Annotated in this window: 14 protein-coding genes; 10 read left to right on the top strand and 4 right to left on the bottom strand. The window is 64.0% G+C overall.

The features are described 5' to 3' along the window. Window positions 1–8 precede the first annotated feature (8 nt). The 7 genes from NKJ80_RS26620 to NKJ80_RS26590 all read left to right on the top strand — a co-directional run bounded on the left by NKJ80_RS26620 (window position 9) and on the right by NKJ80_RS26590 (window position 5,704). On the top strand, window positions 9–767 hold the full coding sequence (locus NKJ80_RS26620; protein WP_023725218.1) for an SDR family oxidoreductase: 759 nt from the start codon (window positions 9–11) through the stop codon (window positions 765–767). 105 nt (window positions 768–872) lie between these two features. After that, the gene (locus NKJ80_RS26615; RefSeq protein WP_023671139.1) at window positions 873–1,259 is read left to right on the top strand and encodes an SET domain-containing protein; all 387 of its coding nucleotides are present in this window, start codon (window positions 873–875) and stop codon (window positions 1,257–1,259) included. 176 nt (window positions 1,260–1,435) lie between these two features. Continuing rightward, on the top strand, window positions 1,436–1,714 hold the full coding sequence (gene rpsU, locus NKJ80_RS26610; RefSeq protein ID WP_023671138.1) for a 30S ribosomal protein S21: 279 nt from the start codon (window positions 1,436–1,438) through the stop codon (window positions 1,712–1,714). Between the two features lie 203 nt (window positions 1,715–1,917). Continuing rightward, window positions 1,918–2,772 (top strand): tetratricopeptide repeat protein, encoded by an 855-nt coding sequence (locus tag NKJ80_RS26605; RefSeq protein ID WP_352498611.1) that lies wholly within the window; start codon window positions 1,918–1,920, stop codon window positions 2,770–2,772. Window positions 2,773–3,031: 259 nt separating this feature from the next. Next, window positions 3,032–3,505: a DUF992 domain-containing protein gene (locus tag NKJ80_RS26600; protein ID WP_023671136.1), complete on the top strand. Its 474-nt coding sequence runs from the start codon at window positions 3,032–3,034 to the stop codon at window positions 3,503–3,505. An 89-nt stretch (window positions 3,506–3,594) separates the two neighbouring features. Then, entirely contained in the window at window positions 3,595–4,074 is a 480-nt protein-coding gene (locus tag NKJ80_RS26595) for a DUF992 domain-containing protein (RefSeq protein ID WP_352498610.1), read from the top strand. A 193-nt stretch (window positions 4,075–4,267) separates the two neighbouring features. Continuing rightward, complete coding sequence (locus tag NKJ80_RS26590) at window positions 4,268–5,704, top strand: MFS transporter (protein WP_352498609.1); 1,437 nt, start codon at window positions 4,268–4,270, stop codon at window positions 5,702–5,704. Between the two features lie 122 nt (window positions 5,705–5,826). Here NKJ80_RS26590 and coaBC read toward each other — a convergent pair whose 3' ends face one another. The 3 genes from coaBC to ubiE form a co-directional block, all read right to left on the bottom strand. Beyond that, window positions 5,827–7,293 (bottom strand): bifunctional phosphopantothenoylcysteine decarboxylase/phosphopantothenate--cysteine ligase CoaBC, encoded by a 1,467-nt coding sequence (gene coaBC, locus NKJ80_RS26585; protein WP_352498608.1) that lies wholly within the window; start codon window positions 7,291–7,293, stop codon window positions 5,827–5,829. Window positions 7,294–7,360: 67 nt separating this feature from the next. Next, complete coding sequence (gene ubiB, locus NKJ80_RS26580) at window positions 7,361–8,935, bottom strand: 2-polyprenylphenol 6-hydroxylase (RefSeq protein WP_352498607.1); 1,575 nt, start codon at window positions 8,933–8,935, stop codon at window positions 7,361–7,363. A gap of 31 nt (window positions 8,936–8,966) precedes the next feature. Then, a complete protein-coding gene (ubiE, locus tag NKJ80_RS26575; protein ID WP_023671131.1) occupies window positions 8,967–9,743 on the bottom strand; it encodes a bifunctional demethylmenaquinone methyltransferase/2-methoxy-6-polyprenyl-1,4-benzoquinol methylase UbiE in 777 nt (258 codons plus the stop codon). Between the two features lie 134 nt (window positions 9,744–9,877). Between ubiE and NKJ80_RS26570 the strand changes: the two genes are divergently transcribed. The 3 genes from NKJ80_RS26570 (at window position 9,878) to NKJ80_RS26560 (ending at window position 12,315) form a co-directional block, all read left to right on the top strand. Continuing rightward, window positions 9,878–10,849 (top strand): adenosine deaminase, encoded by a 972-nt coding sequence (locus NKJ80_RS26570; protein WP_023671130.1) that lies wholly within the window; start codon window positions 9,878–9,880, stop codon window positions 10,847–10,849. Window positions 10,850–10,998: 149 nt separating this feature from the next. Continuing rightward, the gene (upp, locus tag NKJ80_RS26565) at window positions 10,999–11,628 is read left to right on the top strand and encodes a uracil phosphoribosyltransferase (protein ID WP_023671129.1); all 630 of its coding nucleotides are present in this window, start codon (window positions 10,999–11,001) and stop codon (window positions 11,626–11,628) included. A gap of 129 nt (window positions 11,629–11,757) precedes the next feature. Beyond that, the gene (locus tag NKJ80_RS26560) at window positions 11,758–12,315 is read left to right on the top strand and encodes a TIGR02281 family clan AA aspartic protease (RefSeq protein WP_023740923.1); all 558 of its coding nucleotides are present in this window, start codon (window positions 11,758–11,760) and stop codon (window positions 12,313–12,315) included. Between the two features lie 9 nt (window positions 12,316–12,324). Here NKJ80_RS26560 and NKJ80_RS26555 read toward each other — a convergent pair whose 3' ends face one another. Then, window positions 12,325–12,708 carry a hypothetical protein gene (locus tag NKJ80_RS26555; RefSeq protein ID WP_502902230.1) on the bottom strand — a complete coding sequence of 128 codons (384 nt, stop codon included), beginning with the start codon at window positions 12,706–12,708 and terminating at the stop codon, window positions 12,325–12,327. Window positions 12,709–12,855 lie beyond the last annotated feature (147 nt).

Raw genomic sequence — 12,855 nt, 5'->3', positions numbered from 1 at the left:
TAAGAAAAATGTTCGTACTCACCAATAAAATAGCGATCGTCACCGGCGCCAGTTCCGGCATCGGCCGCGCCACCGCAAAACTCTTCGCCGAAGAAGGCGCCAGGGTGGTCATCGCCGCCCGCCGCCAGGCCGAACTCGATGCGCTGGTCGTCGAAATCGAGGACGCCGACGGCACGGCAGTCGCGCTTGCCGGCGATGTCCGCGACGAAGCCTATGCAAAAGCCCTCGTCGATCTCGCCGTCGAAAAATTCGGCGGGCTCGATATCGCCTTCAACAATGTCGGCTCCGTCGGAACGATGGGTCCGATTTCGGAACTGTCGCTGGACGGATGGCGCGAGACGCTCGACGCCAATCTGACCAGCGCCTTTCTTGGCGCGAAATACCAGGTGCCGGCGATGGTCGAACGCGGCGGCGGATCGCTGATCTTCACCTCGACCTTCGTCGGTCACACAGTCGGCATGCCGGGCATGACCAGCTATGCCGCGAGCAAGGCCGGACTGATCGGCCTGACGCAGGTACTGGCCGCCGAATACGGCCCCAGGGGCGTGCGGGTCAACGCGCTGATGCCGGGTGGCACCGACACCCCGTCGGCAACATTCAAGACGCCGGAATCACGCGCTTTCGTGGAAAACCTGCATGCCTTGAAACGTGTCGCTGTGCCTGAAGAGATCGCCCGCGCTGCGCTCTTCCTGGCATCGGATGCGTCGAGCTTCACCACAGGATCGGCGCTGTTTGCCGATGGCGGCGTCTCGATCACCCGGACGTGAAGCATTTCGCGGGTCATCGCCCGCGCCGATCAGCCATAGAACCCGAAACCGGACTTGCTTTTTCCACGCGATTTGGCGATTCGGTTTCGGGTGAGGAGGACGGACATGCTGCTGATCAGGACCTATGTCGCCCAGAGCGCAATCGAAGGCGTCGGCGTGTTCGCCGCCGAGCCGATCAGGAAGGGCGCCTCGATCTGGCGGCTCGATCCGGATTTCGACCGGCTGATCCCGATGGACAAATACGAGGCGGCGCCGCCGCACCTCAAGGAATTGCTCGACCGCTATGCCTATCCGAGCCCCGACCGTCCCGGCTTCATGGTCTATGAAGTCGATAATGGCCGCTTCATGAACCACGCCGAGCGGCCGAACACGGATTTTTCGCAATATGGCGGCGCCACCGCCACTCGCGATATATCAGCCGGCGAGGAAATTACCTGCGATTACGGCGAATTCTTCGAGGATTTCGCACGGCTCCATCTGGCCAGCGCCTAGTTGGCGCCCTATCTCGGGGCTGCCGTGGCAAATTGGCGGTTGTCCTTCATTTCCAGTGTGGACAGCGCGGCCTGATTCTGCTATCAGCCGCCACAATTCGTGGTGTAAAGCGCCGCGGAGGCATGTGGCTATGGCCACTTGCCTGTTGATATCAAACCCGAAAGACAGGATTGCCCGTGCAGGTACTCGTCCGCGACAATAACGTTGATCAGGCGCTTCGCGCTCTCAAGAAGAAGATGCAGCGCGAAGGCATTTTCCGCGAAATGAAGATGCGCGGCCATTACGAGAAGCCTTCCGAGAAGCGCGCCCGTGAAAAGGCCGAAGCCGTTCGCCGCGCCCGCAAGCTGGCCCGCAAGCGCGCCCAGCGCGAAGGCCTGCTGCCGATGACGCCGCGCCCGGTTGCTGCCGGCGCCGCCGGTGGTCCTGGTGGTGCTCCGCGTCCGCCGCGGTTCTGACGCCAATTTTTCGTCCTTTTCGAAGGATACTCAGAGGTGGCGCGATGCGGAATCGCCGCCACCTTTTTGTTTTGAGCGCCGCCATTCTGTTGGAGGCCGTTCCCTTGAACGCGCAAACGGCGTTCTAGATTTTGTTACGACAATCTGTGACCCGGCCCGGAGGGGGACCTGGACGGCGCGGCTGAAGTGAGGACAGGGCAGACATGAACGCAATCGGCGTAGAGCGCAGAACCACAATGCGCGGTTTGGCCCTGGCGGCAGCCCTGATGTCCGGCCTGGTGCTTGCCAGTTGCCAGAGCGTTCCGACCGGCGAATTCAACAACATCGACAAGGCGCAAGGCTCGAGCGAGAACATCTCCTCGCTGTCGGCGGTGATCCAGCGCAATCCGCAGGATCCGGAAGGCTACAATGTGCGCGGCTCGGCCTATGGCCGTGGCGGCCAGTATCACGCGGCGCTGAAGGATTTCGACACCGCCATCCAGCTCAACCCGAATTTCTACCAGGCCTATTCGAACCGGGCGCTGATCCAGCGCTTCCTCGGCAACCAGGCGGCCGCCCTTGCCGACTACAACCGCTCGATCCAGATCAATGCAAATTATGACGCCGCCTATATCGGCCGCGGCAACCTCTATCGCAAGGCCGGCCAGACCCAGCAGGCCTTCAACGATTTCCAGAAGGCGATCCAGCTCGACACCACGGATGCCCGTGCCTACCACAATCGCGGCCTGATCTATCAGAGCCAGGGCCAGCACAAGTTTGCCATCGAGGATTTCTCGACCGCCATCTCGCTGGCGCCGGACGCCGCCGAACCCTACAACGGCCGCGGCCTCTCCTATCTCGCCATGAATGACGAGGACAACGCCTTCTCCGACTTCAACATGGCCATCAAGCTCGACGGCAAGAACGCCGAAGCCTGGTCCAACCAGGCGCTGATCTACGAGCGCCGCGGCGACAAGGTCAAGGCCTCGAAGGCCTACCGCGAAGCCGTCCATCTCGACCCGACCTACCAGCCGGCCAAGGACGGCCTGTCGCGCACATCGGGCGCCACGGCCGGCTGAGATGCGGCCGGCGCGCCGCCATCGGCGGCCTTTTATAACAACGTTCCATTCCTGATGCAGTGCGCCGCGTGAGCGGTTTCTCCCAAGGGAAAGCGCAGAGCCCTTCCCCTAGGGATTGCGTATCCAGAAAACCCCACTATCACCCAATCTTAACCACCGGGGGCAAAGCGCTAACCCCTGCCTTGATCGCGCCAAGTTTTCAGCGGAACGCTCCGGGCCATTCAACCGTTGTTGAAGGCATTTTCGAAAGGACTGACCCATGATCAAGAAAATCATCTGTGCCGCGGCACTTGCCACGACGCTGCTTGCCGTTCCCGCCAGCGCCGGCAAGCTTCAGCTCGGCACGCTCGATTGCACCATCGACGGCGGCGTCGGTTACGTCATCACGTCGAACAAGGGCGTCGACTGCACGTTCCGCCCTTATCACCATGGGCCGTCCGAGAAATACACGGGGATGATCTCCAAGCTCGGCGTCGATCTCGGCCAGACGCATCAGGGCCAGCTGGTGTGGGCGGTTCTGGCCGCCACCCGCGGCCATGACGAGGGCGACCTTGCCGGCCATTATTACGGCGTCAACGCCGAGGCGAGCGTGGTGACCGGCGGCGGCGCCAATCTGCTGGTCGGCGGGCTGGACGGCGCCTTTGTGCTGGAGCCGCTCAGCGTCCAGGCGCAGACCGGCGTCAATGTAGCGGTCGCCGTGACCTCCCTGGAGCTGATCCACTCGTTCAAATAAGCATCGGCAAATAAGCATCGACTGATCCCTCTACGCGCGGCGCGGAACAGGTTACTGTTTCGCGCCGCATGCTTTTTGGGGGATCCGCCGTGCTGAAACCAGCCATCGCCGCCGCTATCACCATCATCTGTACCGCCCAGGCCCAAGCGCAAGACCAGGGCATCGAACTCGGCGTGCTCGATTGCGCCATCGGCGGCGGCACCGGCTTCATCTTCGGCTCCAGCAAGGATCTGAGCTGCACCTTCACGCCGGCCGACAAGAGCTTTTCGCCGGAAGCCTATTTCGGCGCCGTCAACAAATACGGGCTCGACATCGGCACCACCAAGCAGACCGTCATGCAATGGCTGGTGCTGACGCCGCTGAGGAACATCTATGCGCCCGGCGCGCTGGCCGGCGACTATGTCGGCGCCAGCGCCGAAGTGACGGCGGCGGTCGGCGCCGGCGCCAATCTCCTGGTCGGCGGCTCCTCGCAGGCCTTCACCCTGCAGCCGCTCAGCCTGCAGACGCAGACCGGCATCAACATTGCGATCGGCGTCAGCCAATTCCAGCTGCGCAGCATTGAGAACTGACCGGCGCATTAAGCGGAGAGGCTTCCGGCCAATCTCGCCCGTCTGCACTTCGATAAAAAGCCACTTGAGCTCAACTGCGCTTGAGGTTTTACAACTCGCCTGACTGAAACAGCGCGCATGGCCCCGCCGGAAAGCCCGACTGGCTTCTGGCGCCATGCGCCGGGATCGAGATATGCAAAGGCAGGGTAAAAGAATGACTGAAATCACCAGCAACAAGGTCGACTGGCGGGCATTGTGGGCAAGCGGCGACCTGGCGCGCTTCTGCTTCATCAGCCTCGGCATCCTGCTGCACGCCACAAACGAGACGATGGTGGCGACGGTCATGCCGGCCATGGTCGGAGACCTCGCCGGTGTGCAGTTCGTCGGCTGGTCGCTGGCCGTCTACGAGCTCGGCGCCATTGTCGCCGGCGCTGCGGCCGGGCGGCTGGTCAGCTATGTCGCTCTACGCTCCAACGTCACGGTCGCCGCCCTGCTCTATGCCGTGGGCGCCCTGATCTGCGCCACCGCGCCGTCCATGCCGGTGTTTCTTGCCGGCCGTCTGGTCGAGGGGCTCGGCGGCGGTGCGCTGGTGTCGCTGGCCTTCGTCTCGGTCGAGCGGCTGTTTAACCGCAGCATCTGGCCACAGCTGTTCGGCATCATGTCGGCGATCTGGGGCGTCGCCGCCTTCAGCGGCCCGATGCTCGGCGCGATCATGGTCGAGCTCCTGTCCTGGCGCTGGGCCTTCGGCGTCTTCGTGCTGGGTGGCATCGCCATGGCATCGGCAAGCTTCATCGTCCTGAACACGCCGGAAGCGACGAAGCCGCAAGCCGCCGCCGGCACCTCGCCGCCCTTCCCCTATGCAGCACTTGGCTGCCTCGCCATCGCCGTCGTGCTGATCGCCACCGCAGGCGTCGACGTCGCCTTGCTTCGATCGTCGCTGCTGCTGGTCCTCGGCCTCGCCGGCCTGGCGCTGTTCGTTTTCGTCGACGCCATGAAGCCGCAATCGCGACTGTTCCCGTCGGGCCTGTTCTCATGGCGCTCGCCGGTCGGCAGCGGCATGAGCATGGTTGCCGCCTTCTCGGTGGCGACAGTCTCTTTTTCCATCTACGGGCCGCTTCTGCTTACCACGCTGCACGGCATCCCGATCCTGACCACAGGCTACATCATCGCCGCCGAATCGATCGCCTGGTCGATCCTGTCGATCGCCGTCGCCAATGCGCCGCTGCAGCGCGAACGGCAGATCCTCGTCATCGGCGCGCTGATGATTGCAGCCGGCCTCGCAGGTTTCGCCTATGCCATCCCCGCCGGCTCGATCCCGCTGATCCTGCTCTGCGCTTTGTTGCAAGGCGGTGGCTTCGGCGTGTCATGGCCCTTCCTGACCCGCATCATCGTCGCCTCGGCCCGCGACGGCGAGCAGACGATCGCCTCGGCCGCCGTGCCGACCATGCAGCGCATAGGCTACGCCGTGGGCGCCGCCATGGCCGGCATCATCGCCAATGCCAGCGGCTTTTCGGACGGGCTGAACCGCGAGGCAGCAGCGCACGTCGCCGGCTGGCTGTACCTGGCCTTCGTGCCACTCGGCATTGTCGGTTGCCTGGCGGCGTTGAAGATGGCTTTGGAGGCACGCCGGCCGCAATTGGCGACAGGCTGAGGGCACGGCGGATGGAGAATTTGGCGACAGCATTCCGCCGGCGCTGTCGGCGTCAAATGCCCTCGACCACAAGGCTGCTTGCAAGACCATGGCCCGTGCCTGATTGCGGAACCGGCGGCCGCTCAGGCTTGCAAACGCTCGGCGATGAGCGCGGCGAGCCGCGCCGCCACCTCGTCCTTGCCCATCTCAGGCCATTCCTCGACACCGTCCTTCGAGACGATGCGCACCTTGTTGCGGTCGCCGCCCATGACGCCGGTGGGGCCGACGCCGCTTTCATGCGAGACATCGTTGGCGACAATGAAATCGGCGCCCTTCTTCTTCAGCTTGGCCTCGGCGTTGGCAATCAGGTCCTGCGTCTCGGCGGCGAAGCCGACAACCAGCCCCGGCCGTTGCCCGTGATGACCAACACTGGCGAGAATGTCGGGGTTTTCGACCATTTGCAGCGCCGGTGGGCCCTGGCCCGCCACCTTCTTGATCTTCTCGCCGGCCGTGCCAGCGGTGCGCCAGTCGGCGACGGCAGCTACGAAGACCGCGGCGTCCGCCGGCAACAACTGTTCGACGGCCGCCTTCATCTCGGCCGCGGTCTCGACATGTGTCGTCACAACGCCGGCCGGATCGGCAATGCTGACCGGACCGGAGATCAGGCGTACATCCGCGCCCAGTCTTGCCAGCGCTGCCGCAATCGCATGGCCCTGCTTGCCCGAAGAGCGGTTGGCGATGTAGCGCACCGGGTCGATCGGCTCATGCGTCGGCCCCGAGGTGACGATGATCCTGCGGCCGGCCAGCGGCTTCGGCCTGCTGTCGAGCAGTGCCTCGATCACTGCCACGATCTCCAGCGGCTCGGCCATGCGGCCCTCGCCCGCCTCGTTGCTTTCCGCCATCTCGCCCTTGGCCGGGCCGACGAAGGCGATGCCATCCTTGGCGAGCGTCGCCCGGTTGCGGCTCGTCGCGGCATGCGACCACATTTTCGGGTTCATCGCCGGCGCCATCAGCACCTTCTTGTCGGTGGCGAGCAGCACCGTCGAGGCCAGATCGTTGGCATGGCCGTTGGCGAGCTTGGCCATCAGATCGGCAGTGGCCGGCGCCACCACCAGAAGGTCGGCCTCGCGCGACAGTCGGATATGGCCGACATCGTGCTCGTCATTGCGGTCGAACAGTTCGGTGAAGACATGGTCGGCCGAAAGCGCGCCGACCGAAAGCGTGGTGACGAACTCCTGCGCCGCCGATGTCATCACGACGCGCACCGCCGCACCGCGCTCGCGCAGCCGGCGGATCAGGTCCAGCGCCTTGTAGGCGGCGATGCCGCCGCCGATGATCAGCAGGATGCGCTTGCCGTCGAGGGTTTTGTGCGTTTTTGTGGATTGACCACGCTGGGGCAGATCGATGTCAAAACCTCCATGAGGCTCAACCAAGCGGCGGATTGTTGCATGGAGGGTTTCGCTCTCGGGCATGCCGGCTTCCGCCGACAGCACGCTTTTGGCAAGCGCATCACGCGCCTCTTCCTCCATCGACACCCCGCGCGCCGCAGCGCGCTCACGCAATTTCTGCTTCACGTCGTCAGCTAGATTGCGGACAGTAATGGTGCCCATGACTTGCTCCGCGACATCAATAGCGCGACTGCAACGCTAGCACCACAATTGCTAGCGTTGCAAGCGATCAGAGCAACTTCCACGCGATATACACCAGCGTCAGCGCGATGACCCACAGCGCCATCCGGCCGGAGCGGGAGTAGTGCGCTTCGGCCTTGCCGATGGCGCGCGATGTCGCTTCGTCGAAGCGCAGGCCGTGTTCGGCCATAAAATCGATCTCGCGCGACAGCCGTTCGGTGCGGGCGGCAAGATCGGGCGCCTGGCGGGCCAGCGCCAGCAGCGCCTTGGCGCCGTCGCGTGCGTCCATCAGCAGGCCGCTCGGCCCGAGATTGCCGGCGATCCACTGGCCGACCACCGGCTCGGCCGTCTTCCACATGTTGAAGGCCGGGTCGAGCGTGCGCGCGACGCCTTCGACCACCACCATGGTCTTCTGCAACAGGATCAGTTCCGACCGCGTGGCCATATCGAACAGTTCGGTGACCTCGAACAGCAGCGTGAGAAGCTTCGCCATCGAGATGGTTTCAGCCGGCTGGCCATGGATCGGCTCGCCGATGGCGCGAATGGCCTGCGCGAAAGCCGCGACATTGTGCTGGCGCGGCACGTAGCCGGCCTCGAAATGCACCTCGGCGACGCGCAGATAGTCGCGCGTGATGAAGCCGTAGAGGATTTCGGCGAGGAACCGGCGCTCCTTCTTGCCGAGCCGTCCGGCAATGCCGAGATCGACGGCGACGATATTGCCATTGGCCTCGACGAACAGATTGCCTGGATGCATGTCGGCATGGAAGAAGCCGTCCCGCAGCGTGTGACGCAGGAACGACTGGATCAGGTTGGTGGCGATCGCCTTCAGATCGTGCCCCGCCGCAGCGAGCCCGGCGATGTCGTTCATCTTGACGCCGTCGACCCATTCCATGGTCAGCACATCGCGCCCGGTGCGCTCCCAGTCGACCGACGGCACGCGGAAGCCCGGATCGTCCTTGGTGTTTTCGCCCAGTTCCGAAAGTGCGGCCGCCTCGAGGCGAAGATCCATCTCGATCTTGGTGGTCTGCGCCAGCGTCTCGGTCACCTCGACCGGCCGCAGCCGGCGCGACGACGGGATGTATTTCTCCTGCAGCCGGGCGGCGAGGAAATAGCTTTCGAGATCCTGGAAGAAGCGGCGGCGCACGCCAGGCCGGATCACCTTCACCGCCACCTTGGTATCGACACCGTCATGCATGGCCTGCGCGGGATGGACCTGGGCGATGGAGGCCGCCGCGACCGGCCCGCCGAACTGCGTATAGAGTTCGCCGATCTTGCGCCCGAGCGAGCCCTCGATCGCCGCCACCGCTTCCGCCTGCGAAAAAGTGTGCATCTTGTCCTGCAGCATGGCGAGGTCGAGCGCCATGTCGTTGCCGACGACATCAGGCCGCGTCGCCAGGAACTGGCCGAGCTTGACGTAGGAGGGTCCGAGCCGGACCACCGCCTTGGCCAGCCGGTCGCTGCGCTCATAAGCGAGTGCGCGGCGGCGGGTGAAGAGCCGGGCCATGCGCCAGCCGAATTTCGGCAGGCCGCCGAGTTCGTCGCCCGGCAGTGCTGCGATCACGCCCTCGCGGACCAGCACCCAGCCGGCCCGCGCGAGCCGAAAGGCGGCGCCGACGCTGCTCATCGCCTACCCTGCTGCTGCAAACTGTGGTGCCTCAAAGCTTCCAGCCCGAATGCAGGGCGGCAATGCCGCCGGAATAGTTGCGGAACGACACGCGCTCGAAGCCCGCGCGGGTGATCATGGCAGCAAAGTTCTGCTGATTGGGAAATTTGCGGATCGATTCGACCAGGTAGGAATAGGGTTCGCCCTCGCCCGTCACCATCTTGCCGATCTGCGGAATGGCGTTGAACGACCAGGCTTCGTAGACCTTGTCCAGCAGCGGCATCTCGACCTCGGAAAACTCCAGGCACAGGAACCGTCCGCCGGGCTTCAGCACGCGAAAGGCTTCCGTCAGCGCGACATCGATGCGCGGCACGTTGCGGATGCCGAATGCGATGGTGTAGGCGTCAAAGGTGCTATCGGTGAAAGGCAGTTCCTCGGCATTGGCCTCGACGAAATCGGTGTTGCCGGACAGGCCCTTTTTCTCCGCGCGGTCACGGCCGACACTGAGCATCGAGCCGTTGATGTCGAGCACCGTGGCATGCGCGTTGCCTTGGCTGGCGTCTACAATGCGCAAGGCGATGTCGCCGGTGCCGCCCGCCACGTCAAGCACTTTCCAGCCCGGACGTTTCGGCGGATTGAGCCATGTCACCATGGCATCCTTCCACAGCCGGTGCAGCCCGGCCGACATCAGGTCATTCATCAGGTCGTAGCGGTTCGCCACCTTGTGGAAAACATCGTTGACCAGAGGCTGCTTGTCGCCTGGCCCTACCTTCTTGAAACCATAGGAGGTTTCCATGCCGCCCGCGGCCGTGGTTCTCTCAACTGACATTATTTTGATCCGTCATAAAACCGGCGGGACCATAGCCGATCGATGGTGCGGGCGCTATTGTTTAAGGCGCGGTGTTCGGCCGCGCTTCCAGGTGGTGGGCTTTACGGCCTGGACTGATGAGACGGGATAACTGCATGCCTTTGAAAGCAGAACTGCACTGCCACATCGAGGGGGCAGCGGCGCCCGAACTCGTCATCCGTCAGGCGCAGAAATACGGCAAGGACACCTCGCCCTATATCCAGAACGGCTCCTTCGTCTGGCATGATTTCACCTCGTTCCTGGCGGCTTATGATTTTTCCGCCGACCTGTTCCGCACCGAGGAGGATTATGCCCGCCTCGCCGACCATTATCTGACCAGCCTTGCCCGCGACGGCGCCATCTATTCCGAGGTCTTCACCTCGCCCGACCATGCCGTCAGGGCCGGCCTGTCGCCCAAGGCCTATACCGATGCGCTCGGCGAAGGCATGCTGCGCGCCAAAGCCAAGACCGGCATCGAGGGCCGCATGATCGTCACCGGCGTACGCCATGTCGGCGTCGAGTCGATCGAGCAGGCGGCGCGCTTTGCGGCGCGCTGCGGAAATCCGCTGGTCACCGGCTTCGGCGTCGCCGGCGACGAGCGCATGGGCGAGATGGAGGATTATGTAAGGGCCTTCGAGATCGCCCGCGAAGCCGGCCTTGGCATCACCATCCATGCCGGCGAGTTGACCGGGTGGGAGACGGTGCAGGCCGCACTCGACCACATCCGCCCCTCGCGCATCGGCCATGGCGTGCGCGCCATCGAAAATCCCGACCTGGTGCGCCGCATCGCCGATGAGGGCATCGTGCTCGAATGCTGCCCCGGCTCCAACATCGCGCTCAAAGTCTACGACAGTTTCGCCGATCACCCTTTGCCTGCCCTGCAGGCGGCCGGCTGCAAGGTGACGCTGAACTCCGACGACCCACCCTATTTCTGGACCTCGCTGAAGCGCGAATACGACATCGCCGCCGAGCATTTCTCCATGAATGAAAAAGCTTTGACCGCCGTCACCAGGACGGCGATCGAAGCGGCTTTCGTCGACAGGAAGACGAAAAGCGCGCTGCTTGCCCGGCTCGATGCGAAGAGGTGACTGGTGATTGGTGATTGGTGATTGGTGATTGGTGATTGGTTTGCCGGCGGTTCGGCCTGTCAACGGCAATGATCGATCCATCGGGACTCGCAAACCTGCTCACTATTCACTATTCACTATTCACCATTCACCATTCACTGGAGCAACCCATGCAGGGCGTCACCGTCGTCGACCACCCGCTTGTCCAGCACAAGCTGACCATCATGCGCAAGAAGGAGACGTCGACCGCCGGCTTCCGGCGACTGCTCCGCGAGATCTCGCTCCTGCTCGGCTACGAGGTCACCCGCAACCTCGAACTGACGACGACGACCATCGAAACGCCGATGGAAACCATGGAAGCGCCGACGCTGGAGGGCAAGAAGCTGGTCTTCGCCTCGGTGCTGCGCGCCGGCAATGGCCTGCTCGAAGGCCTGCTCGACCTGGTCCCGGCGGCCCGCGTCGCGCATGTCGGCCTCTACCGCGATCACGAAACGCTGGAGGCGGTGGAATATTTCTTCAAGGCGCCGAGCGATCTCGCCGACCGGCTGGTGATCGTCGTCGATCCGATGCTGGCGACCGCGAACTCGGCCATCGCGGCCATCGACAAGCTGAAGGAGCGCGGAGCCACCAACATCCGTTTCCTTTGCCTGCTGGCGGCGCCAGAAGGCATCGAGCGCTTCACCAAGGCGCATCCGGATGTCCCGGTCTTTACCGCTTCCATCGACCGCCAGCTCAACGAGAAGGGCTACATCATGCCCGGCCTCGGCGATGCCGGCGACCGCATGTACGGAACCAAATGACGGCGGCTGGCAAGGCCAGCTGGCATCCAGTCGTTTACCGCCCGTTTACGCAAAGCCGCGGTTTCGGGTTGGCGTTAAAGCGGCACACACCATACGTGGGCAAAAATGGGCCTTCACGAAGGTCCATTCATGCTGCGCAAGCTTCTCATTCTGGGCGTGTTCGCCGGAACGTCGGCATCGATCCCGATCGTCTATCAGTCGAACCCGCAGATTCTCGACAACCTGTTGAAGTCGACCGTCGCCGGCAAGCCGCAACCGCAGCCCGAGCTGAGCCTCGCCTCGGTTCCCGACAAGCCGGCCGCACCGCTGCCCACCGGTCGCAAGGTCCTGGTGGCGGCCGACGAGCGCGGCCATTTCACCTCCGCCTTCAAGCTCAACGGCCGCCAGGTCGACGGCATGATCGACACCGGCGCCACTTTGGTCGCCATCAACACCTCGACGGCGCGCCGCATCGGCATCTCGCTCAACCCGTCGGATTTCAGCCATCAGGTCAACACCGCCAATGGCGCGATCAGGGCCGCTGTGGTCAACATCGACCGCCTGCAGATCGGCAAGATCAGCGTCGACAACATCCAGGCCGTGGTCCTCGACGACAAGGCGCTGCGCACCAACCTGATCGGCATGAGCTTTTTGCAGCGGCTGGCAAAATACCAGGTCGAAAACGGCACACTGTTGCTGGTGCAGTAGCGCCTTCCGCTACCCGCGCGGCAGCACGCGCCGGATGACAGTCTTGTCGGCGGCTGGTTTCGACGCCCCGATCGTATAGGCCGAAAGCACGGCGGCTGCGGCCGCTTCGGCCTCCGCTTGCGTGCGGGCGTGGACGAGCGCCAGCGGCTCGCCGGTCCGCACCTCGGCGCCGAGCGGCAGCAGCCTGGTGATGCCGACCGCATGGTCGATCCTGTCGTCCGGCCGCGTACGCCCGCCACCGAGCCCGACCACGGCAAGGCCGATATCGCGGGTGGCAATGCCGGTGGCAAAGCCGTTGCCTGCCGCCTTGACCGCAAACTCCACCGCCGCTTTCGGCAGGTATTTTTCCGGCTTCTCGACGAAATCGGCGGGACCGCCAAGGGCTGCGACCATACGTGCGAAGGCGGCCGCCGCGCGGCCGCCCGCCCGCGGGTCGGGCGCGCGCCGGAGACCGGGCGGATTATGGGTCTTATAAACATATCCCCACCCCCCAGACCGCGGGGGAGGTGGGTTTGCGGCTGGGGGGTGTAAAAAAAAAAT

The organism is Mesorhizobium sp. M0030, assembly GCF_040323695.1.
GTDB lineage: Bacteria > Pseudomonadota > Alphaproteobacteria > Rhizobiales > Rhizobiaceae > Mesorhizobium.
The sequence above is the reverse complement of the archived record's forward strand: the minus strand, read 5'-3'. Positions and strand labels throughout refer to the sequence as shown.

What these genes read in the sequence shown, in the direction of transcription:
- NKJ80_RS26600 (WP_023671136.1), top strand. Translation starts at nt 3,032, where the DNA reads ATGATCAAGAAAATCATCTGTGCCGCGGCACTTGCCACGACGCTGCTT.
- NKJ80_RS26570 (WP_023671130.1), top strand. Translation starts at nt 9,878, where the DNA reads ATGCCTTTGAAAGCAGAACTGCACTGCCACATCGAGGGGGCAGCGGCG.
- NKJ80_RS26560 (WP_023740923.1), top strand. Translation starts at nt 11,758, where the DNA reads ATGCTGCGCAAGCTTCTCATTCTGGGCGTGTTCGCCGGAACGTCGGCA.
- ubiB (WP_352498607.1), bottom strand. Translation starts at nt 8,935, where the DNA reads ATGAGCAGCGTCGGCGCCGCCTTTCGGCTCGCGCGGGCCGGCTGGGTG.
- NKJ80_RS26605 (WP_352498611.1), top strand. Translation starts at nt 1,918, where the DNA reads ATGAACGCAATCGGCGTAGAGCGCAGAACCACAATGCGCGGTTTGGCC.
- upp (WP_023671129.1), top strand. Translation starts at nt 10,999, where the DNA reads ATGCAGGGCGTCACCGTCGTCGACCACCCGCTTGTCCAGCACAAGCTG.
- NKJ80_RS26615 (WP_023671139.1), top strand. Translation starts at nt 873, where the DNA reads ATGCTGCTGATCAGGACCTATGTCGCCCAGAGCGCAATCGAAGGCGTC.
- NKJ80_RS26620 (WP_023725218.1), top strand. Translation starts at nt 9, where the DNA reads ATGTTCGTACTCACCAATAAAATAGCGATCGTCACCGGCGCCAGTTCC.
- coaBC (WP_352498608.1), bottom strand. Translation starts at nt 7,293, where the DNA reads ATGGGCACCATTACTGTCCGCAATCTAGCTGACGACGTGAAGCAGAAA.
- NKJ80_RS26590 (WP_352498609.1), top strand. Translation starts at nt 4,268, where the DNA reads ATGACTGAAATCACCAGCAACAAGGTCGACTGGCGGGCATTGTGGGCA.
- ubiE (WP_023671131.1), bottom strand. Translation starts at nt 9,743, where the DNA reads ATGTCAGTTGAGAGAACCACGGCCGCGGGCGGCATGGAAACCTCCTAT.
- NKJ80_RS26555 (WP_502902230.1), bottom strand. Translation starts at nt 12,708, where the DNA reads ATGGTCGCAGCCCTTGGCGGTCCCGCCGATTTCGTCGAGAAGCCGGAA.